The sequence below is a fragment of the Arthrobacter subterraneus genome (assembly GCF_900099735.1).
GTDB lineage: Bacteria > Actinomycetota > Actinomycetes > Actinomycetales > Micrococcaceae > Arthrobacter_D > Arthrobacter_D subterraneus.
Window position 1 is genome coordinate 1 of sequence record NZ_FNDT01000010.1, and the last position, 21,902, is coordinate 21,902.

General features: G+C 67.3%; 23 protein-coding genes. 19 read left to right on the forward strand and 4 right to left on the reverse strand.

Annotation, left to right across the window (positions count from 1 at the left end; translation table 11 throughout):
• Positions 1–26: 26 nt before the first annotated feature.
• A complete protein-coding gene (locus tag BLS52_RS11405; protein WP_231729493.1) occupies positions 27–1,346 on the reverse strand; it encodes an ISL3 family transposase in 1,320 nt (439 codons plus the stop codon).
• Positions 1,347–1,648: 302 nt separating this feature from the next.
• Between BLS52_RS11405 and BLS52_RS11410 the strand changes: the two genes are divergently transcribed.
• Positions 1,649–1,858 carry a hypothetical protein gene (locus BLS52_RS11410; RefSeq protein WP_045245741.1) on the forward strand — a complete coding sequence of 70 codons (210 nt, stop codon included), beginning with the start codon at positions 1,649–1,651 and terminating at the stop codon, positions 1,856–1,858.
• 116 nt (positions 1,859–1,974) lie between these two features.
• On the opposite strand, the gene BLS52_RS11415 is transcribed toward BLS52_RS11410, so the two are convergent.
• Entirely contained in the window at positions 1,975–2,325 is a 351-nt protein-coding gene (locus BLS52_RS11415) for a hypothetical protein (RefSeq protein WP_005052795.1), read from the reverse strand.
• A 60-nt stretch (positions 2,326–2,385) separates the two neighbouring features.
• On the opposite strand from BLS52_RS11415, the gene BLS52_RS11420 reads away from it, so the two are divergent.
• The 8 genes from BLS52_RS11420 to BLS52_RS11455 all read left to right on the forward strand — a co-directional run bounded on the left by BLS52_RS11420 (position 2,386) and on the right by BLS52_RS11455 (position 9,675).
• The gene (locus tag BLS52_RS11420) at positions 2,386–2,859 is read left to right on the forward strand and encodes a MurR/RpiR family transcriptional regulator (RefSeq protein ID WP_164743636.1); all 474 of its coding nucleotides are present in this window, start codon (positions 2,386–2,388) and stop codon (positions 2,857–2,859) included.
• Positions 2,775–3,365 (forward strand): SIS domain-containing protein, encoded by a 591-nt coding sequence (locus BLS52_RS11425; RefSeq protein ID WP_005052796.1) that lies wholly within the window; start codon positions 2,775–2,777, stop codon positions 3,363–3,365. Before BLS52_RS11420 ends, BLS52_RS11425 begins: the two co-directional genes overlap by 85 nt.
• Before the next feature lie 102 nt (positions 3,366–3,467).
• Positions 3,468–4,607 carry an ABC transporter ATP-binding protein gene (locus BLS52_RS11430; protein WP_062637296.1) on the forward strand — a complete coding sequence of 380 codons (1,140 nt, stop codon included), beginning with the start codon at positions 3,468–3,470 and terminating at the stop codon, positions 4,605–4,607.
• 50 nt (positions 4,608–4,657) lie between these two features.
• A complete protein-coding gene (locus tag BLS52_RS11435) occupies positions 4,658–6,010 on the forward strand; it encodes an extracellular solute-binding protein (RefSeq protein ID WP_090586847.1) in 1,353 nt (450 codons plus the stop codon).
• Positions 6,007–6,837, forward strand: coding sequence for a tyrosine-protein phosphatase (locus BLS52_RS11440; protein ID WP_005052798.1), 831 nt, complete (start codon positions 6,007–6,009; stop codon positions 6,835–6,837). The genes BLS52_RS11435 and BLS52_RS11440 overlap by 4 nt, the downstream gene beginning before the upstream one ends.
• Positions 6,838–6,855: 18 nt before the next feature.
• Positions 6,856–7,761 (forward strand): phosphodiesterase, encoded by a 906-nt coding sequence (locus BLS52_RS11445; RefSeq protein ID WP_090586849.1) that lies wholly within the window; start codon positions 6,856–6,858, stop codon positions 7,759–7,761.
• A gap of 7 nt (positions 7,762–7,768) precedes the next feature.
• Entirely contained in the window at positions 7,769–8,749 is a 981-nt protein-coding gene (locus BLS52_RS11450; protein ID WP_062637302.1) for a carbohydrate ABC transporter permease, read from the forward strand.
• Between the two features lie 8 nt (positions 8,750–8,757).
• Positions 8,758–9,675 carry a carbohydrate ABC transporter permease gene (locus tag BLS52_RS11455; RefSeq protein WP_090586852.1) on the forward strand — a complete coding sequence of 306 codons (918 nt, stop codon included), beginning with the start codon at positions 8,758–8,760 and terminating at the stop codon, positions 9,673–9,675.
• Positions 9,676–9,881: 206 nt separating this feature from the next.
• On the opposite strand, the gene BLS52_RS18525 is transcribed toward BLS52_RS11455, so the two are convergent.
• Positions 9,882–10,046: a hypothetical protein gene (locus BLS52_RS18525; RefSeq protein WP_175460154.1), complete on the reverse strand. Its 165-nt coding sequence runs from the start codon at positions 10,044–10,046 to the stop codon at positions 9,882–9,884.
• 156 nt (positions 10,047–10,202) lie between these two features.
• Here BLS52_RS18525 and BLS52_RS11460 point away from each other — a divergent pair, with 156 nt between their 5' ends.
• A complete protein-coding gene (locus tag BLS52_RS11460; RefSeq protein ID WP_090586853.1) occupies positions 10,203–10,523 on the forward strand; it encodes a hypothetical protein in 321 nt (106 codons plus the stop codon).
• 126 nt (positions 10,524–10,649) lie between these two features.
• Here BLS52_RS11460 and BLS52_RS11465 read toward each other — a convergent pair whose 3' ends face one another.
• Positions 10,650–11,033, reverse strand: a complete 384-nt coding sequence (locus BLS52_RS11465; RefSeq protein WP_245702829.1) for a DNA cytosine methyltransferase — start codon at positions 11,031–11,033, stop codon at positions 10,650–10,652.
• Between the two features lie 246 nt (positions 11,034–11,279).
• On the opposite strand from BLS52_RS11465, the gene mobF reads away from it, so the two are divergent.
• The 9 genes from mobF (at position 11,280) to BLS52_RS11505 (ending at position 21,848) form a co-directional block, all read left to right on the forward strand.
• Entirely contained in the window at positions 11,280–14,819 is a 3,540-nt protein-coding gene (gene mobF, locus BLS52_RS11470; protein WP_090586999.1) for a MobF family relaxase, read from the forward strand.
• Positions 14,820–15,089: 270 nt separating this feature from the next.
• Positions 15,090–15,575 (forward strand): sigma-70 family RNA polymerase sigma factor, encoded by a 486-nt coding sequence (locus BLS52_RS11475; RefSeq protein ID WP_245702841.1) that lies wholly within the window; start codon positions 15,090–15,092, stop codon positions 15,573–15,575.
• Entirely contained in the window at positions 15,568–16,233 is a 666-nt protein-coding gene (locus tag BLS52_RS11480; RefSeq protein ID WP_090586855.1) for a helix-turn-helix domain-containing protein, read from the forward strand. The genes BLS52_RS11475 and BLS52_RS11480 overlap by 8 nt, the downstream gene beginning before the upstream one ends.
• 7 nt (positions 16,234–16,240) lie before the next feature.
• The gene (locus BLS52_RS11485; protein WP_076700531.1) at positions 16,241–17,257 is read left to right on the forward strand and encodes an FYVE zinc finger domain-containing protein; all 1,017 of its coding nucleotides are present in this window, start codon (positions 16,241–16,243) and stop codon (positions 17,255–17,257) included.
• Between the two features lie 86 nt (positions 17,258–17,343).
• On the forward strand, positions 17,344–17,499 hold the full coding sequence (locus BLS52_RS18530; protein WP_162841963.1) for a hypothetical protein: 156 nt from the start codon (positions 17,344–17,346) through the stop codon (positions 17,497–17,499).
• Between the two features lie 93 nt (positions 17,500–17,592).
• On the forward strand, positions 17,593–17,865 hold the full coding sequence (locus tag BLS52_RS11490) for a hypothetical protein (protein WP_090586856.1): 273 nt from the start codon (positions 17,593–17,595) through the stop codon (positions 17,863–17,865).
• A 133-nt stretch (positions 17,866–17,998) separates the two neighbouring features.
• Positions 17,999–19,105 carry a CBASS cGAMP-activated phospholipase gene (locus BLS52_RS11495; protein WP_090586858.1) on the forward strand — a complete coding sequence of 369 codons (1,107 nt, stop codon included), beginning with the start codon at positions 17,999–18,001 and terminating at the stop codon, positions 19,103–19,105.
• Positions 19,102–20,097, forward strand: coding sequence for an SMODS domain-containing nucleotidyltransferase (locus tag BLS52_RS11500; RefSeq protein WP_090586860.1), 996 nt, complete (start codon positions 19,102–19,104; stop codon positions 20,095–20,097). Before BLS52_RS11495 ends, BLS52_RS11500 begins: the two co-directional genes overlap by 4 nt.
• On the forward strand, positions 20,094–21,848 hold the full coding sequence (locus tag BLS52_RS11505) for a ThiF family adenylyltransferase (RefSeq protein WP_090586862.1): 1,755 nt from the start codon (positions 20,094–20,096) through the stop codon (positions 21,846–21,848). The genes BLS52_RS11500 and BLS52_RS11505 overlap by 4 nt, the downstream gene beginning before the upstream one ends.
• Positions 21,849–21,902: the final 54 nt, after the last annotated feature.

The window sequence follows — 21,902 nt, forward strand, 5'->3', positions numbered from 1 at the left end:
GGCTCTTCGGACATCCGGTGGGGGGGTCATGGGGTGAGTCCGCCGGCGGTGAGGAGCATGCGGAGGCGGTAGTTCTCGCGGTTGCGATAGCCGCGGGCGAGGCGGCGGTGGAGCTCGATGATCCCGTTGATCGCCTCGGTGCCGCCGTTGTTCGCGCGGCTCGTGGTGAAGTACGCCAGGAACGCTGAACGCCAGCGGCGGAGGGTGCGGCCGAGGCGGGCGATCTCGGGGATCGGGCAGGTGTGGAACGTGTCGACCACCCTCTCGGCGATCCGCCGCCCCTCGGTCAGGTCCTTCGCGTGGTAGGCAGAGCGCAGCTGCTGTGCGCACTGCCACGCGACGAACACCTCGTCGTGCGCAGGATCGGCCTCGATTGCCGCGGTCAGCCGGATCCGCTGCTTGTCGGTGAGGTTCTCGGCCCCGGCACGGAGGATGGTCTGAATCCCGTAGAGCGGGTCGCCCTTCCGACCGCGATGCCCGAGGGTGTCTTGCTGGACGCGGCGGCGGACCTCGTCGACGGCGGCGGTGCCGAGCTTGACGACATGGAACGCGTCCAGCACAGCGACCGCGTCTTCGAGCGTGTCATCGATCGCAGTCTTGTAGCCCGCGAACGGGTCCAGCGCCGCCACCTTCACGTTCTTTCGGAACGCTTCGCCCCGCTCGCTGAGCCAGGACGCGTATGCCTTCCCCGATCTGCCCGGCACGAGGTCGAGCAGCCTGGCCCGCGTCTTCCCGGTGCTGTCGCGGCTGAGGTCGACCATGCCGGTCAGTTCCTTCGGGCCCCGCTTGCGGTGGTCGACGTGATGCCAGATGTGCTCGTCGACGCCGAGCGTGGTCACGTTCTCGAACCGGGACTCGTCGGCTGCCAACCGCACCAGTTCAGGCTCAACAGCCCGCCACACCGTCTTCCACGATGTCCCGAGCTGACGACGTAGTCCTTCGATCGTGGCGTGCTCGCGGCGCAGCTGCCCGATCGCCCAGTCGACGGCTCGCCTTGTGAGCGACCCGCGCCGAGCGACCAGCGAGGGAAGCTGCTCCACGAACGTCTTCTTGGCACAGCCCACGTCGCCGCATCGCCAGACCCGTTGCCGCCAGACGATCCGCACCCGCGTCACGCCCGGCACGTCATGCAACACTCGACGGCGGCGCCCTCGACCGATCGCCACGACCCCGCACAACGGGCACCCGGTCGGCGCCGCCGGTGTCGAAACGGTGACGATCAGCAGCCCGTCGCGGCGGTCAACGTGCTCGACATGGACGCCGTCGAGACCGACCAGCAGATCGCAGCGGTAACACGGATCAGCGGCAGAGCGCGCGTCAGCGCACCCCGAAGTAGGGTGAAGCACGTCGAGGTCCTCGTGATGGATCAGCAGTTGGCGCTACTGATCCTCGGGGACCTCGACCCCTACCCGCCGACCATCACCCGGCGAGCCTCACCCCCACCGCATGTCCGAAGAGCCCCCAATTCCCTTGGTCACCCCGGTGTGAACCATGCACCCCGGGCGGGCCATCCCCGTATCGGTGCACACCGTGCGTAGCGAGCTTTCCCGGAATCTCCTTGTGTCCTGGCGTTAACACGGGTGTCGTAGCATCGCATTAGCACCGCGACCACTCCTGAGAGTTGCACCCGGGATGAGGTGAATGCATCGTGACGGCACCGGGGTATGAGTTCAGCGTCTGGGAGCGCTACGCCACCGAGTTCACACTGGCTTTCGGTGACAATCCGTCGCGCATCCGGGCGGTGCGGGTGGCCTACTTCGAGCACGAGTTCGATGTGGACTTGATTGCGCAGCTCAGCGGTTTTCCTGTTTGGAGAATCCGACAGGCGTTGTCCCAGGGACTTCCACAGGCGAGCTGAAGAATCGTCGACCAGAGTCCCAGAACTGCTCGCCCATCTACCATCCCCTTGCGGGCACTGCGCGGTGAGGGGACGTCAGCGTGCGACGGTTCGGCCCGGGCGCGATGTCTCCCCTTTCACGTCTGAGTGGCCATCGGTCTGATCGGGCCATGAGCAGGATCAGTTTCGCGCGTCGCCCCCGCCCTCTGGTTCCGCGCTGCGGGCGTCATCGTCGTGGCAGGCTTCTTCGCGTCGTTGGTTACCGGTGTCTGCTGCCCCGGCGCCCCCGCCAGCGGAACATCGACGTGCGGAACGTTCGAGCGCTTGACCGCCGGGATCGACAGATCACGTGGCTCTGGCTCGCACGGACGGTCATCGTAGGCGCCATCGCGGCGCTCGAGGTGGGCGTCTTCGGTCGAGTCACCCTTGGCCGACTTCCTTGCGGGCATGGCACTGTTCGGGAGCTCGAGCGGACGCAGGGAGGTCATGAAATTGCCTTTCGCGGATAGCGGAGGCGATGAACGCTGCGTTCACCTATGGTTGGGGTCGTGGTCGCATTGCGCCCATACGATGTGCGGCGAACCCGAAAGGTGATCACCGGCTACATGAACTCGCCCCTCAACGAGCCGCCGCTCGGCGGAACCATCGACCACATCCTCTCGATCCTGCCGTCGCTCGTACCGAGCGCGCAGCGCGTCGCCCGCATCTGCGCCGAGCGACCCCACGACGTGGTCGACATGTCGGGCGCCGACCTCGCCGAAGCCGCCAACACGTCGCCGGCCACCGTCAGCCGCACCGCCCAGGCGCTGGGGCTGCGCAGCTTTCAGCACCTGCGCATGCTGCTCGTGCGTGACCTCGCCGCCGACGCCACCGCCGCGCCCGACGCACCCGCCGGCACCGAGGGCTTTCTGCGGTGGCTGGCCGAGGGGCGGGTGGGATGCTGCAGACCGCGCTCGCCTCGATCGACCCGGTCGCGTTCGACGCCGCTGCCGACGCCATCGCCCGCGCGCCGCGCCTGCTGATCTCGGGCACCGGCGCCTCGCACGCCGCCGCCCAGGCGTCGGCCGTCGCGTTCGCCGTCAACGGCCGGCCCTGCGAAGCGCCCGCTGACGGCGTGGTCGCCCACCTCACCGCCCGCGTGCTCGCCCCCGGTGATGTGTGCCTCATCGTCAGCTCGAGTGGCGCCAACTCGGTGACCCTCGCGGTTGCGGACGCCGCCGTCGACGCCGGCGCCACCGTGATCGGGGTCACGAGCTTCGCCCGTACCCCGCTCACCACCCGCGCCGACCACCTGCTCGTCGCCGGTGCGCGCTTCCAGGCGTGGGATCAAGGCATTCTCGGCAGCGGGCTCGTACAGCTGCTCGTGCTCAACGCCCTGCAGATCGCCGTCGCCGACCGCATGAGCGACGCCGCCGACCGCGCGCGCCTCGCGGTGCGCGAAGAGGTGCTCGACATCGTCGCCGACGACGGCTCCGACGCCGAGGCATCCGACGTGCCAGACGTTATCGACCACGGCGATGGGCGTTAACACTCCGTTTGCAGGAAATTCACTTTCCTCGATTGCAATAGCTCTGCAAGCGGATTTCGCGGGAAGGCCCCGGTTCGTCAGGTCGCTTGCAGAAGGCGACTCATGGGAACGATCCAGCTCTCTGGTGTCGGTCGCTCCTTCAAGAGCACCGCCGCCGTCAGTGATATCGACCTGATCATCGAAGACGGCGGGTTCGTCGTCTTGCTCGGCCCCTCGGGCTGCGGCAAGACCACCCTGCTGCGCATGATCGCCGGCCTGCTCGAGCCCACGGCCGGCCGCATCCACCTCGACGGCGACGACATCACCGACCTCCCGTCGAAGAAGCGCGACCTCGCGATGGTCTTCCAGAGCTACGCGCTCTACCCGCACCTGAGCGTGCGCAAGAACCTCGCGTTCCCGCTCAAGACGCAGCGCCTCGGCGCCGCCGAGATCGCGACCCGCGTGCAGGAGGTCGCCGACAGCCTCGAGATCGGCCACCTGCTCGACCGCAAGCCCAAAGAGCTCTCGGGCGGGCAGCGCCAGCGCGTCGCCGTCGGCCGCGCCCTCGTGCGCAACCCCAAGGCGTTCCTGATGGACGAGCCGCTGTCGAACCTCGACGCGAAGCTGCGCACCCAGACCCGCCACGAGCTCACCGCCCTGCACCGGCGCCTCGGCGCCACGTTCGTCTACGTCACCCACGACCAGGTCGAAGCCATGACCATGGCGACGAAAATCGTGGTGCTCAACGCCGGCCGCATCGAGCAGTACGGCACCCCCGAGCAGGTGTACGACCGGCCCGAGTCGGTGTTCGTCGCCGGCTTCCTCGGCAGCCCGGCCATGAACCTCGTCGACGCCCGCATCGTCACGATCGACGGCAGCATCGCCGTCACCGCCGACGGCATCGCCGGCGGCCTGTGGCCGGGAGACGTGCCCGACCTCGATGTCGTGCTCGGCGTGCGGCCCGAGAAGCTCACGATCGCGTCTGCGCACGCGGCATCCGACACCCGGGGCGTGCGCATCGCCGGCCGCATCGACCTGGTCGAGAACCTCGGCGGTGAGCAGATCGTCACGTGCCTCGTCGCCGGGCGCGAGGTCTACGTGCGCACCTCGCGCGAGGTCATCGCCACCCCCGGCGACGACATCGTGCTCACCGCCGCGCCCGAGAACGTGCACCTGTTCGACCGGGCCTCGGGCCGCCGGCTCGAGTGGGTCGCCGATGCACCCGTGGCCGACCCGGCCGCGCACGAGCTCGTCACCGCCTGAGCCGCCTTCCCTCCCTTCGTTCTGCCCCTCACCCCTACCCAGGAGAAATCATGAACACCCGTGCCCGTCGCGCCGTCTTCGCCACCGCGGCGATCGTCGGCGCCGCCGCCCTCGCCGGATGCGCCGGCTCTGTCGCAGGCAGCGCGCCCGCGGCATCCGGCTCGCTCACCGAGCTGACCGACGACCAGCAGGTCGAGATCGTCTTCGAGTCGTACAACCTCGCGAACGTCGGCACCTTTTCGGATGCCATCAACCAGCTGCTGGACGAGTTCATGGACGAGAACCCGAACATTACCGTCGTCGGCCAGCCCAGCCCGTTGACCAGCACCGCCGCGAGCGTGCAGCAGCAGCTGCTCGCCGGGCAAGCGCCCGACATCGCGCAGCTGACCTTCAACGAGCTCGACTTCGCCGCCACCACCCTCGGCGCGCAGAACCTCAGCACCCTCGTGGGCGACGAGGGCCTCGCCGATCAGTTCGGGGGCGACTACCCCTACCACGAGCGCGCCGCCGTGCTCGCCGACTGGGACGACGCCACCTACGGCCTGCCCTACGTCTTCTCGACTCCCATCCTGTGGATCAACGAAGACCAGTTCACCGCCGCAGGCCTCGACCCCGAGACCGTCGATCTGTCGACGTGGGATGCTGTCGCCGACGCCGCCGCGCAGATCACCGAGTCCACCGGTGCCCCCTCGATGAGCGTGTCGTGCGTGATCACCGGCGGCAGCTGGTGCATGCAGGGCCTCTTCCTCTCGAACGGCGCCCAGGTGCTGAGCGATGACCGCACGACGATCGAGTTCGGCTCGGACGCCGCGATCGATACGGTCGCGACCTTCACCGAGATGTACGAGGACGGCGTGCTCACCAACGAGGACTTCACCAGCCAGTACGAGGCGTTCGCGCAGGGGAAGACCGCGATCCACGTCAACAGCTCGGGCGTGCAGGGCGCGTTCATGATGGGCGCCGAGGCCGGTGGCTGGACCCTCGACGCTCACACCCTGCCCGCGTTCGGAGACCAGGCGGTCGTGCCCACCAACTCGGGCTCGTTCCTCGCGATGTTCGCCACCGACCCCGCCAAGCAGGCCGCCGCGTGGGAGCTCATGCAGTTCATGACCAGCCCCCGCGCCTACGAGATCATCTCGACCCAGATCGGGTACCTACCGCTGCGCAGCAGCATGGCCGACGAGGGCGGACCGCTCTATGACTGGGTCGAAGCCAACCCGCTCGTGAAGCCCAACCTCGAGCAGCTCGACGCGCTCGAGCCGTGGGTGTCGTACCCCGGCGACAGCTACGCCCAGGTCGACCAGGTGCTCGCCACCGCCATCGAAGACGCGGTCTTCAACGGCGCCGACCCGGCCGCCACTATGACCGAGGCCGCCGAGCGCGCGCAGGGGCTGATCGAATGACCATCGACCTCGACCTGACGCCTTCGGCGACGGATGCCGCGGCCGCTTCGTCGCCGGATGCCGCGACCGCGGCGCCTCGTGAGCGTCGCCACGCCGTGGCCGGCCTCTACAACCTGCGCGACACCGGCGGCTACCGTGCAGCCGGCGGCACCAGCCGGTGGGGCAAGCTGCTGCGGTCAGATGCTCTGCACCGCATCGACGCGACCGGTCGCGACCGGCTGGCCGAGATCGGCGTCGCCCACATCATCGACCTGCGCGGCGGCGACGAGCGCGCCACAGCGCCGAGCGCGGTCGACGGGCTCGAGGTCACCGTGCACCACCTGCCCGTGTTCGACGACGCCGACCCGGCCGCGCAGGCCACCACGCACGTCGGACTCGTGCCCGTCTACGACCACATCGTCGACGAGCGCGGGGCGCAGCTGGTCGACGCGATCCGGGTGATCATCGCGGCTGACGACGACGACGCGGTGCTCGTGCACTGCACCGCCGGCAAAGACCGCACCGGTCTCGTCGTGGCCTTCGCGCTCGCCGCCGCCGGGGTCGACCGCGACGACGTCGTGGCCGACTACGCCGCCACCGCCGAGAACCTGCGCGGCGAGTGGTCAGACGCGATGACCGCCGTCTTCGAACAGCGCGGCATCGAACTGACCGCGGGAATGGTCGAACTCATCACCGAGAGCCCCGCCGAGGTGCTCGAGGCGCTGCTCGAGCGCATCGACCGCGAGCACGGGTCGATCAGCGCCTACCTCCTCGCCCACGGACTCACCCCCACCGAGCTCGAGCGTCTCACCGCCGTGATCATCGACCCCGCCGCCACCGCGGTCTGATCGGAAGGAACACACACCATGTCGCACATCGCGAGCCAGCATCCCGCTCCCGAGCACTTCATCCTGCATGTCTCTGACACCCACTTCGTGGGCGACGGCGACCTGCTGTACGAGCGCATCGACAGTGACAAGAACCTCGCAGAGCTGTTCGACGGCTTCACCAAGGCCAACGCCCGCCCCGAAGCGATCGTGTTCACCGGCGACCTCGCCGACACCGGCCGCCCCGACGCCTACGAGCGCCTGCGGGCCATCGTCGAGCCCGCCGCCGAGAAGCTCGGTGCCCAGGTGATCTGGGTGATGGGCAATCACGACGAGCGCGTCGCGTTCCGCCGCGGCCTGCTCGACGAGGAGGCCGACCAGTCCGAGCCCGTCGACCGCGTCTACGACGTCAACGGTCTGCGCATCATCGCGCTCGACTCGACGGTGCCCGGGCAGCACCACGGCGAGATCAGCGACGAGCAGTTGGCGTGGCTGCGCCGCGAGCTCGAAGTCCCCGCGCCCGACGGCACCCTCATCGCGCTGCACCACCCGCCCGTGCCGAGCCCGCTCGGGCTCGGCGCCCTGTTCGAGCTGCGCGACCAGGAGCGCCTCGCCGAGGTCATCCGGGGCACCGACGTGCGCGGCATCCTGGGCGGTCACCTGCACTACTCGACCACCAGCACGTTCGCGGGCGTGCCCGTGTCGGTCGCGTCGGCGACCTGCTACACGCAGGACCTCGCCGTCGCCTACCCCGGTGCCCGCGGCCAGGACGGCGGCCAGTCCTACAACCTCGTGCACGTCTACGGCGACCGGGTGCTGCACTCCGTCGTGCCGATCGGGCAGTTCCCGACCGTCTACGAGATGACTCCCGAGATGCTCGAGGCGTTCATGAACATGACCCCCGACGAGCAGCTCGCCGCCGTCAACGCGTCGGCGGGAGAGTAGTCAGCCCATGTTCGTCACCGTCTCCGCTCCCTCGGCCGCCGCTGCGCCGGCCGAGGGAGCGGGCGCGGCTCCGGCCGAGGCATCCGCGCCCGTCGTGCGCCGCTCGCGCTTTCGGCCCCAGAGCCTGCTGCCCTACCTGTATGTGCTGCCGGGCACCGCGTTCCTCATCCTCTGGACCTACAGTCCCCTCGCCCAGACGTTCGGCCTGTCGTTCTACGACTGGAACCTGCTGCCCACAAGCCCCAAGACGTTCGTCGGCGGGTCGAACTACGCCGAGGTGCTGGCGCTGCCCGAGCTGCACACCGCGCTGCTGAACACCGTCGTCTACATCGCCGCGTTCTTCGTCTTCTCGCTCGTGCTGCCGATCGCGATCGCCGTCATGTCACGGCAGGTGCGGGGGCGAATGCGCACCTTCTATCAGGCGCTGATCTTCGTGCCGTTCCTCATCACCCCCGTCGCCACCAGCGCCGTGTGGCGGTGGCTGTTCGCCGAGCAGGGGGCATTCGCCACCGTGCTCGCGCACTTCGGCGTCGACATGCCGAACGTCTTCCGCGACCCCGACCTCGCCATCTGGGCCGTCATCGTCATCGTCGGGTGGCAGATGCTGGGCTTCGGCGTGCTCGTGATCGCCGCCGGCTTCGCCGGCATCAGCCCCGAATACGGTCAAGCCGCCGCACTCGACGGTGCCGGCGCCGGCCGCATCTTCGGACGCATCACCTTGCCGCTGCTCTCACCGACCCTGGTCTTCCTGTCGCTCATGACGATCCTCCTCGCCGCGCAGTGGACCTACCCGATCATCGACCTGCTCACCCAGGGCGGGCCCACCAACTCAACCACGAACATCTACTACCTGCTGTACCAGTTCGGGTTCCAGAACTTCGACGTGGGCATCTCGTCGGCGGCCGGGGTGATCTTCTTCGTCGGGTTCGGCGTGATCGCACTCATCTTCCTCGAGCTGCAGGAGCGGCTCAGCTTCTACGACAACTAGGACCACCCATGTCATTCGTCACCGTCACCGGGCCGGCGCTCGCCGCCGACACCGTGCTGCACAAGGGCGCTCGCGTGCGGGCGGCTTCCGCTTCGGCGGAAGATGTCGCCGTGGCATCCCGCACCCGCCTCGGCACCATCGCCGGCCACGTCGTGCTGATCATGCTCGCGCTGTTCAGTGTCTTCCCCGTGTACTGGATGTTCGCCACCGCCTTCCGCGCCCCCGAGAACGCGCTCGACCAGACGCTGCTGCCCTGGCCGCTCAGCCTCGAGAACTTCGCCTACGTGTGGAACACCATCCCCATCGGCAACATGCTGTGGAACACCTTCGCGATGTCGATCATGCTCGCCGTGGCGCAGCTGCTCATCGCCGTGCTCGCCGCCTACGGGTTCGCCATGTGGGACTTCCGCGGGCGCAAGCTGCTCATGTTCCTCTTCATCGGGTCGTGGCTCGTGCCGTTCCAGGTCACGATGATCCCCAACTATGTGCTCGTGTCGCAGATGGGCCTGCTCGGCACCGTCGGGGGCGTCGTGATCCCCCAGCTCGCCGGAGCCTTCGCCGTGCTGCTCATGGTGCAGCACATGCGCGCCTTCCCCCGCGAGCTGATCGAAGCCGCACACCTCGACGGGCGCTCGAGCTGGGCCACGCTCTGGACCGTCGTCGTGCCCAACATGAAGCCGGCGCTCGCCGCGCTCGGGATCATGGCGTTCATCTCGGCGTGGAACGAATACCTCTGGCCGACGCTCATCATGCGCCAGGGCGATGCACTCATCCAGGTCGGCGTGCGCAGCTTCTTGAGCGCCGAGGGAAACAACTGGGGCGCGACGATGGCCGCCGCCGGGCTCGCCTGCGTGCCCGTGCTGCTCATCTACGTGTTCCTCCAGCGATACGTCGTCGACGCCTTCGTGCGATCAGGACTCAAGTGAGGCACCGTCCCTACGGCTGAACTGACCAAGCCACCCAAAGCAGCGACGTCTTGCACCGATCCCCTTGCGGGCGACGAACGCAAGCGGGAGGTCGCGGGCGATCTTCCGGGCGTCGTCAAGCGTGCCCCTACTCGTTGACTTCCCATGGCTGGCCGAAGCTGGCGCCGCGTACGACCGACCAAGCTTCTACCGCGCGCTCGCACGAGTCAATCGTCGCCCCACAGTCCCGTCACGTAGTAGTCCTCTGCGTCGGTGTAGATCGAATCGCCGACCCGCTCTTCAACGTTCGGGAGTCCGGCGAGCTCATCGGATGCGCCGTCGAGAACCAACTCATATACGGAGCACTGCAGAAGGACCGGGACTAGCGTCACCTCATGTACGGCGTACTCGTGCTCCGGAGCACCGTCGTCGTCGTATTCGACGTGCAGGCTTCCCTCGTCGCGCGCCCGGACGTGCGTTAGCCAGGGTCGTTGTCAAGGGGGGATGCAGACGACGGCTGTCAGCGCATTGTTGATCTGGAGGTACTGATGATCACCGCAGATCAACAAAGGCTGGTGTTCGAGCCGCTCGGCCAGGGCGCCTGGCGGCTGTGCGACGCCGGCATCGACGAAGCAAGCGCCGAGCGCTTGATCGCCTACGTGGAGCGCGCGGCGAGCGGCGGGTACGAGGCGATCTGGATGCGGCCGGGTCTGCGAGCCAGCCATCACGCGACGCGCGAAGACGTTCGACTGACTGCCATGGCGCAGCGGAGCGGGAAGGTCGCCTCGACGCGTTCGAAGCCGATCCCGATCCCGCATCTCACACCGCTGCAGTCCCCGCTAGCCCGAGGACTCCCCGGCGCCAACTGACGAGCCGCACCCATCGCAATGGCGCGGGCCTGCGACTGGGCTCGGGGTCGCGCTTCTGAGTTGAAGCCGCCGCCCACTGTTGTGGAGGCGCGGGCACTCGCATTGAACCGATCGCACGGCACCGCGTTAGACCAACACAGCTGTCCGGTTGGCTGTCGGCTCGGGCATCAGGTACATGCCCTCACCCCATGACCCCCACCGAATGTCCGAAGAGCCGGATACGTCTTGGCACGGGAACCCGCCAATGAGGATGTCCACGGGTTCGACGTGACTCCAGTCGATGGTCGTGATGTCGCCGAGGTTCGGAGCCTCGGGCCAGTGTCGCGCGAAGACGCGGGCGACGGGCTCGTTGAGTTCTGAGAACCACACGGTCCTGGCGTTGAAGACGTGCTCGACGGCAAGGTCGAGGCCACCGTACCCGCTGAACAGCGACCCGATCCTGAGTCGTGGTTCGCCGCTGGCGTCAAGGTCGTGCATGAAGTCTGCTCCGGTGACGGTCGTCTCCGGCATCGCCTCGTCACGGAGCTGATGCCGAGCTGGTCACCTGTCAGGTGCACGGCTCCGACACACCCGCCGCTCACCGAGCCCTGATCGACTCCGCGAGTCGCGCCACTGCCTCCGGTCTCTGCTCGCGCCCTGTTCGAGGTCACACGCGTCTTGCAGATCAAGGTTCGTCAACCAAAGTTGACAGCGCGTTCGCGCGGTCAACGCCCGCTCACCTGACCGTCGAAAGGCGGTGGCGTGGTGACGGTCTCGATGCGCGTGATGTCGGCGGGTGATGGCTATAAGTACCTGCTGCGCACGATCGCGGCCGCAGACGGCGACCGCGCCCTCTCGACGCCGCTGACGAGGTACTACGCGGAGGCGGGAACACCACCGGGCCGATGGCTGGGGTCCGGCGTCGTCTCGCTCGGCAGGGGGGAGCTCGCGGTGGGTGATCGGGTGTCGGAGGCTCAGCTCCAGCTCTTGATGGGCATGGGCCGTGATCCGATCACCGGCGACCCGCTCGGTCGCGCGTTCCCGGCCTACAAGTCGGTGCCGGAGCGGATCGAGGCTCGGATCGCTGACCTTGACCCGGACCTGAGTCCGGGCGCGAAGGGTGAGGCGGTCGCTCGGATCGAGGCTGAGGAGGCCGAGCGCGGCAGGCGGCGGGCGGTGGCGGGGTTCGACTTCACTTTCTCGGTCCCGAAGTCCGCGTCGGCGTTGTGGGCGGTCGCCGACGCAGGGACGCAGGCGCTCATCGGTCAGGCGCATCATGCGGCGGTTGCGGAGGTGGTCGCGTTCATGGAGCGCGAGGTTGCAGCCACCCGCTCTGGCGCAACCGCCGGTGACGGAGCCGTTGCACAGGTCGATGTCACCGGCCTGGTCGCCACGGCGTTCGATCACTTCGACTCCCGCGCCGGCGACCCCCATCTGCACACCCACGTCGTCATCAGCAACAAGGTCCAGACCGCCTTCGACGGCAAATGGCGCAGTCTGGATGGCCGGCCGATGCACGCCGCCGTGGTCGCCCTGTCGGAGCTGCACGAGGCAGTGTTCGCCGACCACATGACCCGCACCTTCGGCGTCGAGTGGGAAGCCCGCGACATGGGCCGTGACCGCAACCCGGCATGGGCGATCAGCACCGTCCCGGAGGAGCTGGTAGCCGAGTTCTCCACCCGTGCTCGGCACATCGACGCCGAGAAGAACAGACTCATCGCCGAGTACGTCGCCAAGAACGGCCGCCAACCCTCCACAGCCACGATCATCAAGCTCCGCGCCCAAGCCACCCTCGCCACACGCCCGGAGAAGGAAGTGCGGTCGCTGGCCGACCTCACTGCCGACTGGCGCACCCGCGCCACCGGAGTGCTCGGCCACGACGCCACCAAATGGGCACGTGACGCGACCGACAACGACAAGCCGCTGCTGCTGCGAGCCGATGACGTGCCCCTGGATGCGATCGGCGAACTCGGCGAGTCGGTGGTCGGGGTGGTGGGTGAGAAGCGGTCCACGTGGCGGCGGTGGAACCTGATGGCAGAGGCGTCCCGGCAGACGATGGGCTGGCGCTTCGCCACCATGCGAGACCGCGAAGCGGTCGTCGCGATGATCGCCGACGCCGCCGAGCAAGCCTCGCTGCGGCTGACGCCGCCCGACCTCGCCACGAGCCCGGCCGCGTTCCGGAGGGTGGATGGCACGAGCGTGTTCCGCCCGAAGCACTCGACCGTGTTCTCCTCCGAGCTGCTGCTGGAGGCTGAGGACCGTCTGCTCGACCGCTCCCGCACCACGACCGGACCGACCGTCCCGCTGGCGACGGTCGAGAAGGTCACCACGAAGCCTGATCGTGAGGGGCGGATGCTCGGCGAGGATCAGGCCGACGCGCTCATGAAGATCGCGGTCTCCGGCCGCGTTCTTGATGTGCTGGTCGGCCCGGCAGGTGCGGGTAAGACCACCGCGATGAATGCCCTGCGCCGGGCGTGGGAGACCGATCACGGCAAGGGCTCGGTGGTCGGCCTAGCACCGTCCGCAGTGGCCGCGCAGGTCCTCGCCGACGACCTGGGCATCCAAACCGAGAACACCGCCAAGTGGTGGCAGAACTACCTCGTCCACGGTACGACCTTCGAGGCCGGTCAGCTCGTCATCATCGACGAAGCCTCCCTGGCCGGAACCCTGTCCCTGGACCGCATCACCCACCTGGCCGATCGGGCGGGGGCGAAGGTGCTGCTGGTAGGTGACTTCGCCCAACTCCAATCCGTGGACGCCGGCGGCGCGTTCAACCTGCTCGTGAGTGACCGGGACGATGCGCCCGAGCTGGTCGACGTCCACCGCTTCACCAACGCCTGGGAGAAGACCGCCTCGCTCGCGTTGCGGCACGGTCGCACCGAGGTGGTCGACACCTACCTCGACCACGACCGCATCCGCGACGGCGACGCCGAGGCGATGACCGACGCCGCCTACGCCGCCTGGCGCACCGACCGGAACCAAGGCTTGGTGTCGGTGCTGGTCGCTGAGACCCGCAACGACGTGACCACTCTGAACCAGCGCGCCCGTGCTGATCTGATCCTCGACGGCACCCTGACACCAGGCCGGGAGGTAGAACTCACAGACGGCGTCACTGCTGGGGTCGGGGACACGATCATCACCCGCCGCAACGACCGGCGCCTGCGCAACGGCAAGGACTGGGTCCGTAACGGCGACACCTGGACCATCAAGGACGTTCGCGACGACGGCTCGGTTACGATCCGCAAGACCGGCCGCCGGTTCGGCGGCTCCATCGTCCTCCCCGCCTCCTATGTGGCCGATCACGCAGATCTGGGTTACGCGGTCACGGCGCACAGGGCGCAAGGCGTCACCGTTGACACCGCGCATGTGCTGGTGGAGCCGACGACCACGCGGGAGAACTTCTACGTCGCGATGACCCGCGGCAAGCACTCCAACCGCGCCTACGTGATCCTCGACCGGCCCGACGAGCACGCCCACCCGCATCCCGGCGACACCCCCGACGCCACCGGCCTGTCGGTGCTGTTCGGTGTGCTCCAGCACGTCGGTGCCGAGCTGTCCGCGCACGAGACCATCACCGCCGAACACGAGCAGTGGGGGTCGATCGCTCAGCTTGCCGCCGAGTACGAGACCATCGCTGCCGCAGCCCAACACGACCGCTGGGCCACTCTCATCCGTGCTTCCGGCCTCACCGCCGAGCAAGCCGACACCGCGATCGAGTCCGAGGCGTTCGGAGCACTCACCGCCGAGCTGCGCCGCGCCGAGGCCAACCACCACGACCTCGACACCTTGTTCCCGCGATTGGTGGCCGCACGCGGGTTCACCGATGCCGACGACATCGCCTTCGTCCTGCACTACCGGGTGGCTCGTGCCACCGCACGCCCAGCGGGCTCGGGTCGCACCCGCAAGGCGCCACGGCTGATCGCCGGACTGATCCCGTCCGCGGACGGCCCGATGACCGACGATATGCGGCAGGCCCTCGATGAACGGCGGGAGCTGATCGAGACCCGCGCCGACGCTGTGCTCGACACCGCACGCGACGCCGGAGAAGCCTGGACGCGGCCACTCGGTGACCCGCCGCGCGACCCGCGCAAGACGGCGGCGTGGCGACGCCACGCCCGCACCGTCGCCGCCTACCGCGACCGGTACGGCATAACCGACGACACACCCCTCGGCTCGGCACCGGAGAACGCGGCGCAGAAGATCGACGCCGCCCGCGCCAGAAGTGCGCTCATACGGGCACGTGACATCGCTCGGCAGCGCCCGAGAGACGCAGAGCGACGACCGGTCGAGCAAGCTGCCCCCACCCGGAGCCTGTAATGCGACCCCTACCCGAGCCGCAGGCACGCTCCGACACGTGTGGATACGCCACATACTCGACTCCAAGCGAGACAATCGTCAGTGGGCAGCCCGGTCCCCATCAGAGTGGCCTAACTGCGCCAGGTGCTATCTCGACTACGAGGTGAGGAGGACGGGGCCGATGATGAGACAGCCTCGATGGTGCCGGCGCTGGGACGAGTGGCCGAGGCGGCAGCGATGAGCTACATGCCGCCAGATCTCGGTGCTCTCTACCTCCGTCATCGAGACGCTATGCACAAGGTTGCGGCCTCAGTGCTGCGCGAGGCCGGTCGTGCGTCTGAGGCGGACGACGCGGTGCACGACGCGATCGTCTCAATCATGGCTTCGCCACCGGAGAATGTGCGGAACTGGGAAGCATTCCTAGTCACCGCGGCGAAGCGAAAGGCACTGGATCGAATCCGATCAGCCGAGGTACGGCACGCCGGACCCGAGTTCGTCGAGGCCAGCCATGATCGCGCCGACGATTCCGACCTCGGGGAAGACGTAGCTGACGCCATTGACCAACAGGAAAGGGCTGGCCACGCGTGGGACTGTCTCTCGGTACTGGACGAACGCCATCGAAAGGCGGTGTGGGAGACCACGGCGTTGGGACGGCCGCGATCCGAAGTGGCTATGGAACTGAGCGTGACTCCGGCACGTGTGAGCCAGATGACGACACGATCACTAGCACTCCTTCGAGAGGAAATGCGCAGAAGGGAGGAAGGGATCAATGAATAACGATGAACGCGACAGGCTTGTCGCCGAGCTGCTCGAACGACCGCAAGAGCGCGAACTGATCCTGCGTGACGCTGAGTTGACCGATCGAGAGCGCACAGAACTCGCTGGCATCGTTGAGACTGCGGACGCACTCTGGCTTGCGGCCCAAGGTGCGCCCGCGCTCGAAGACGACCCCGTGGCAGCAATGCTCGGCCTGCTCCCTGACAGCGAATGTCGTCTCGACTCCGCTGCATTGTCTCGCGTAAGAAAGCGTGCGCGACTGAGCGTGAGCGACGTTGCCGCACGCCTGCGTGAGCGGGGGTGGGAGTTCGACAAGAGCGACGTGTTCAGGTGGGAGACTCGTACAGCGACGGATGTATCTCCCGCCGTGGTTCAGGCAATCGCTGAAATCTTCGGAGCACCGGTAGACGACCTGATCTCGGCCCCATCGGTGTCTTCTCTGCCCGATCATGTAGGCGCGGTACGCGCGCATCCTCTGTTCGCACAACTCGTTGACCGCTGGTCGCAGGCCCGCCGAGTGTCACGCGCCGTGGCTACGGCGACGCTCGAAAGCCGGATGCTTGCGACCGTGCACCGCGGGGAGCACCCCGACACAGAGCAACTGTTGCGTTCGCTCGACGCCCTTGTTGCCTCTGTCGAACAAGCCGACCGAGGGTAAGAGGCGTATGAACCTGGAAGGTTGTGTTGATCAGGCACTGTCCCTGCTGACGGATGATGTGCGAGCCCGCTTCGCAGGGAACCCGACTAGCGTCCTCCGCACCGACCTCGACCTGACCGTCAGCGCTGTCGAACACCTTGCCAGTTCCCGTGACGACGGTGGCGCATGTGATGGCGTGTCGTTCCTCCAAGACGGGGTGATCCTTTACGCACCCACGCCGTGGAGTCGGCGCGAGAACTTCACACTCGCCCACGAACTCGGGCACTGGCTCGCCGAGAGGGCTCCAGACATCTATGACTGGATCGCCGACCAGGACGAGCCTGGTCGCCTTCTCGAAACGGTCTGCGACCAGATCGCTCAACGCTTGCTTCTACCCGAGTCCGCGGCAACAGCGGTCATTGCTAGCGGCCCGATCAGAGCACAGCACCTGATCGACCTCTATAACGCTACTCAGGCAAGCCGACCAGTGTGCGCGATCGCTCTCGCCAAGCACCTGCCCGGCCTGGGGGCGATCGCCATCATCGACCGCTACACCGGCACCGTCACGCACGCCAGCGTCAAGCCCGACCCCGAGCAAGGCTGGCCCACCGTCTTCCCTTGGCGAGACCAGAAGCTCACCGAAGGCCACCCGCTGCTCAACCTGACACCAGGAGCATCGACTGCTCGACGCCTAGCCTGGCGGACCCCTTGGGGTACCCAAGCAGACTTCTACGTCGACGCCGTCAGCGACGACAAGCGCGCCATCGTCGTGTTCTGCGACCTAGACCTCTGGAATGTTGAGCAGTTCCATGCGCCCATCCAGCGCGACTTCGACAGCCGTCCGCTGCTCACTGGCTCATGTTGTGGGACGACGTTCGAGCGGCGAGGGTACCCGTGCTCGAACTGTGGCCAGCCGTTCTGCCCTCGTTGCGGCGATTGCCGCTGCGAGCGAGACGCCAAGCGTGAAGTGGTCTGCACTGAGTGCTTTCTCCAGTTCCAACCACATCTCGTCGTCGACGGCCTCTGCGTGGACTGTCGCTCCTGACGCTAACTCCGCACGGCCCTATCTCGACTACCCAGTGAGAGCCCCCGCTGACTCGGACCTGGGCTGTCGGAATGGAGGTGAAGGAGATGGCTAAGAACACCGGACGAGGACACCGCGTCGGTGCCGTGAAGAGTCGCAGCGAGTTCAAGCGTGGCACGACGTGGTTCAAGCGCGACGCCGGTACCGGTCGCATCCTCAACGGCAGCCCCAAGCAGCACAAGGGCGTCCGCAACGAGAAGTGACTTCGTGGCCGGCGGCGCCGTGGTGTCGCTGGCCCAACACTGCGGCAGCGGGCGTGCCGTACAGAACCGATTCGAGTACAGCAGGAGGACGGCATGGCAGTTCACTGGGTCAACTACGACCTCAACAAGGCGGGACAGGACTACACCAAGCTCATCGACTACTTGAAGTCGCACCAGAGCTGGGCGAAACCCCTCAAGAGCAGCTTCTTCGTGAAGACATCCCTGACAGCGGCGCAGCTTCGAGACGGAGCCAAGAAGCACGTCGACGCGAACGACGACATCGTCGTCGTGACGGTCACCGGCCAATCCTGGGCCACCCACAGTATTCCCTCGGACGTGAACGAGTGGCTGAAGAAGAATCTCTAGTGTCCGACTGGGCACACGGTTCAGCGCGCCAAGGGCGGATGACAACGTCCTCTGCGGTTCGATGCCGTTTCCGTCGAAGCAGCCCGATCTTCGAGCCCGAAGGAGTGTCGGTGCCCCAGCGTAGGATACTTACATGGGTGTAGTTCGCGCAAATTCGACGGGCACCGGCGGCGAAACGCCGTCCGGGCCGCTCGAGGTGCTCGGCCACCAGGACCACTTGTCGGCGACAGACGAGCCGACCAGGCCGCCGTCCGATCGTTTCCAGATTCTCGCCCTTGATGGCGGGGGAGCCAAGGCACTGTTCACCGCTCACGTGCTCGCGCGGCTGGAACAGGACCTCGGCGTCAGCATCAGGGACTCGTTCGACTTGATCGCCGGCACGTCGGCGGGTGGGATCGTCGCGCTCGGGTTGGGTGCCGGTCTCACCCCGAGCGAGATCGTGGCGCACTACGAAGAACTGGTCGAGGCGGTCTTCCCGGCCGTGCGCCGGCGACTGTGGCGGCGACCTCGGCAACTCACTGCACCCATCTACGACGGCGATGCGCTGCGTACCGCCTTGACGAAGGTGCTTGGCGAAGGGCTGCTGGGAGACAGCGCGAAGCGGTTAATCATCCCGGCCTGGGACGTGCAACGAGGCTCCGTGCACATCTTCAAGACGCCGCACCACACACGGCTCGTCCGAGACTGGCGCATCCCGATGGTGGACATCGCGATGGCAACCTCGGCGGCACCGCTCTACTTCCCTGCCGCGCGTGTCGATGGGCACCGCCTCATCGACGGCGGCGTGTGGGCGAACAACCCCTCTGTCGTCGCGATCGCCGAGGCCGTGAGCATGCTCGACGTACCGCTCGCCTCGATCAGGGTGCTCAACGTCGGCACCATCGACCAGCTCACAAACCACCCCAAGCGCCTCGACCGCGGCGGGCTGTTCAACTGGGCGAAGCCGATCGCGCCACTGATCCTCACCGCCGGCAGCCGTGGCGGACAGGGCATCGCTGAGCATCTGATCGGCGAGTCCGCTTTCACGAGGTTCGATGCTCTCGTGCCGGGCGGACTGTACGCACTCGACTCGGCAGACCCGAGCGATGTCGTCGGCCTCGCCGCGTCCGTGAGCCGCGAGCTCAGCCCCGTCTACACCGCGCGGTTCGCAGATCATCGCGCGGCCGACTACACACCGTTGATCGGAGACCGACACCGCGGCGACCCGACCAGCACGTCGACCACGGAGGTCTCCCGATGAAACTCACTGACTACTTCAACGTCCTGCTCAAGGACACCGTCAACCTCAGCCAGGTGAAGCTCGACTCGCTCGACTCTCGCGTCGAGGCGGTCTACCAGGCGTTGAAGGCCGACGAACAGATCGGGCGCCTGATCCTCGGCAAGACGCCCCAGGGCTCGTGGGCGCACAAGACCATCATCAACCCGGTGGGCAGCAACGAGTTCGACGCGGACTTCATGCTCGACATGAGCGAGAACGCGGACTGGTCCGACGATCCCAAGAAGTACATCGAGGAGGTCTACGCGGCCCTGCACCGTCACAGCACCTACGGCAACATGCCGCACTCACGCAAGTGCCGTTGCGTCCGACTCGTCTACGCGAACTCCATGCACCTCGACATCGTGCCGCACCTCAACCTCGCCGATGGTCGCGAAGTCATCGTCAACCGCGACGACAACGACTGGGAGCAGACCGACCCCCAGGGCTTCACGGACTGGATGAAGGACAAGGACACGCTCGCGAAGGGCAACCTCCGCAAGGTCATCCGGCTGATGAAGTACCTGCGCGACCACAAGAACTCCTTCACCGGCACACGGTCGATCCTCCTGACGACACTGCTCGGCGAGCAGGTCACCGAGCTGCGCACGCTGCTCGACCCCGGCTACTACAGCGACGTCCCGACCACCCTCCTGCACCTCGTGAAGGACCTCGACGCCTGGCTCCAGGCGCGCCCGATCAAGCCCTCCATTCCAGACCCGTCCGGGTCCGGGGTCACCTTCGACCATCGGTGGGAGCAGTCGACCTACAGCTACTTCCGAGACCGCATCCATGTCCACGCCGCCGAAATCGAGGAAGCGTACGAAGAGGAGAACAAGGAGCGCAGCATCGAGCTTTGGCAGGGCATTTTCGGTGACGGATTCAAGGCCCCGGCCACCTCGTCCAACAGCGCGAAGTTCCCGGCAGCAGCTCCCGCGGCCGCTTCCACGGTGGGGCGGTCGGGCCGCGCGGGATGAGCCGACGCAACCGGGCCACGCTTTCGGCCTGGCAGAAGCATCTCGTTGACGAGTTGAGGTCACTCGCCAGGGAGCGCCCCCACGACGTGCGGATAGTCCAGCAGCCTCGGCTCGACTCTGACGGCGACGCCATCCTCCGACTCCGGCTCCACACCGCAGATATCCCTCACCGCCCCGGCGGGCTGGAACTTGGAGAAGACGAGGAGTTCATCGTCAAGATTCGCCCCTCGCTGTTTGCGCCCCCGAGCGCCGAGGTTGACCACACACGCTTCCTCGGTTTCCCGCACGTCCTCCAAGGGCAGCGGCTCTGCATCTATCTCGACCCTTCCCGCGAGTGGCGGCCGTCCGCCGGGATGGCCGGATTTCTCAGCCGACTGTGGGACTGGCTCACCGATGCCGCCGGCGGAGCATTCGATCCCTCGACCGCGATGTACCACGCTGTCGGAGGAGTGCTCCACCACGCTGACGACACACCCACCATCGTCGTCCGCGAACCTGGTCCGCCGAAGCGGCAGCAGATCGCTCGGCTCGTCGCCCGCTCACCGCACCGCTACGACCTCACCTACTCGACCGACCGCGACGGACACCGCACACCCGTCTTTGTCCTCGCGAGCGACCTTCCATTCGGCGCGGCATCCACCTTCGCGCTGTTCCTGACGCTCCTGGACGACCCGCACCTTGACCGCGCCGAAGGGCGACCACCAGAGGTCTCGCCGCAGTCGCCTGCGTTCCTTACCTCGCTGCTCGCCAGTGCTCTACGAAACCCTGACGGTACGGAGCAGTACTTCGTGCTTGCTGTGCCGCACCCCGCAGGGGGAGCGCACCATCTTCTCGGCGGACGCCTTCCCGCAACTACCGCCGACGCCTTGCGACGCCTCGCCAAGAAGCACGGCACCGCGGTCAACCTCGATCCCGCGATCATCAACGCCGACATCCCGATCGAATGGTGCAACATGTCCGACGAACGGCAAGAGGTCACGACCCGGCGCGACGACAACCGTCCCGTCAACGGCTTTCAAGGAAAGACTGTTCACATCTGGGGCTGCGGTGGCCTGGGCTCATGGCTCGCCGAGTTCATCGCACGCGCCGGAGCCAGCGCCATCACCGTCTGCGACCCCGGCACCGTCACCGGCGGACTGCTTGTGCGACAGAATTACACCGAAGCCGACATCGGCCAGACGAAGGCCGATGCCCTCGCCATACGCCTCCGCGCGATCCGCGACGACCTGACCGTCACCGTCGCAGAAGGAAGCGTCCCCGATCCAGCCGTTTCTCTCGCCGCGGACCTCATCATCGACGCCACCGTCAGTCACAGCATCGCTACCTACCTTGACACCCTCGCCGGCGAAGCCCGCAAGGCCCTCATCGCCCAGATCGCCACCGACGCCAGGACGGGATCGCTCGGTATCGCCAACATCTGCGCGCCCGGTGCCGCCTGTACGCCGTCTGAGCTTGACGACCAGGCAGGCCGCTCGGTAGTGGCCGATGGTGAGTTGGAGCTGTACCACCCGCTCTGGGAGGACGCAGCCGAAGGCGACGAACTGATCCCCACCAGAGGATGCTCAGTACCCACGTTCCACGGCTCGGCCGCGGACCTCGCTGCCGTCGCCGCGACACTCGTCAACATGATCGGCCTGCACCTCCAACAGGCAGAGGCACCTGTTTCAGGAACCCACCTCATCGCCCTGCCACACGCACCAGCAGGCCCACGGCATCGCTTCCTTCCCGCGGCGTCGGACCCCCGCGGATGAGATAGCGCGGGGTTACGTCTGTCGGCGCGCGGGCGTACAGTGGAGGCCGAGGCA

Coding starts and splice junctions, on each gene's coding strand:
- BLS52_RS11415 (WP_005052795.1), bottom strand. CDS start 2,325: ATGACCTCCCTGCGTCCGCTCGAGCTCCCGAACAGTGCCATGCCCGCA.
- BLS52_RS11425 (WP_005052796.1), top strand. CDS start 2,775: ATGCTGCAGACCGCGCTCGCCTCGATCGACCCGGTCGCGTTCGACGCC.
- BLS52_RS11430 (WP_062637296.1), top strand. CDS start 3,468: ATGGGAACGATCCAGCTCTCTGGTGTCGGTCGCTCCTTCAAGAGCACC.
- BLS52_RS11435 (WP_090586847.1), top strand. CDS start 4,658: ATGAACACCCGTGCCCGTCGCGCCGTCTTCGCCACCGCGGCGATCGTC.
- BLS52_RS11440 (WP_005052798.1), top strand. CDS start 6,007: ATGACCATCGACCTCGACCTGACGCCTTCGGCGACGGATGCCGCGGCC.
- BLS52_RS11445 (WP_090586849.1), top strand. CDS start 6,856: ATGTCGCACATCGCGAGCCAGCATCCCGCTCCCGAGCACTTCATCCTG.
- BLS52_RS11450 (WP_062637302.1), top strand. CDS start 7,769: ATGTTCGTCACCGTCTCCGCTCCCTCGGCCGCCGCTGCGCCGGCCGAG.
- BLS52_RS11455 (WP_090586852.1), top strand. CDS start 8,758: ATGTCATTCGTCACCGTCACCGGGCCGGCGCTCGCCGCCGACACCGTG.
- BLS52_RS11460 (WP_090586853.1), top strand. CDS start 10,203: ATGATCACCGCAGATCAACAAAGGCTGGTGTTCGAGCCGCTCGGCCAG.
- BLS52_RS11465 (WP_245702829.1), bottom strand. CDS start 11,033: ATGCCGGAGACGACCGTCACCGGAGCAGACTTCATGCACGACCTTGAC.
- mobF (WP_090586999.1), top strand. CDS start 11,280: ATGCGCGTGATGTCGGCGGGTGATGGCTATAAGTACCTGCTGCGCACG.
- BLS52_RS11475 (WP_245702841.1), top strand. CDS start 15,090: ATGCACAAGGTTGCGGCCTCAGTGCTGCGCGAGGCCGGTCGTGCGTCT.
- BLS52_RS11480 (WP_090586855.1), top strand. CDS start 15,568: ATGAATAACGATGAACGCGACAGGCTTGTCGCCGAGCTGCTCGAACGA.
- BLS52_RS11485 (WP_076700531.1), top strand. CDS start 16,241: ATGAACCTGGAAGGTTGTGTTGATCAGGCACTGTCCCTGCTGACGGAT.
- BLS52_RS18530 (WP_162841963.1), top strand. CDS start 17,344: ATGGCTAAGAACACCGGACGAGGACACCGCGTCGGTGCCGTGAAGAGT.
- BLS52_RS11490 (WP_090586856.1), top strand. CDS start 17,593: ATGGCAGTTCACTGGGTCAACTACGACCTCAACAAGGCGGGACAGGAC.
- BLS52_RS11495 (WP_090586858.1), top strand. CDS start 17,999: ATGGGTGTAGTTCGCGCAAATTCGACGGGCACCGGCGGCGAAACGCCG.
- BLS52_RS11500 (WP_090586860.1), top strand. CDS start 19,102: ATGAAACTCACTGACTACTTCAACGTCCTGCTCAAGGACACCGTCAAC.
- BLS52_RS11505 (WP_090586862.1), top strand. CDS start 20,094: ATGAGCCGACGCAACCGGGCCACGCTTTCGGCCTGGCAGAAGCATCTC.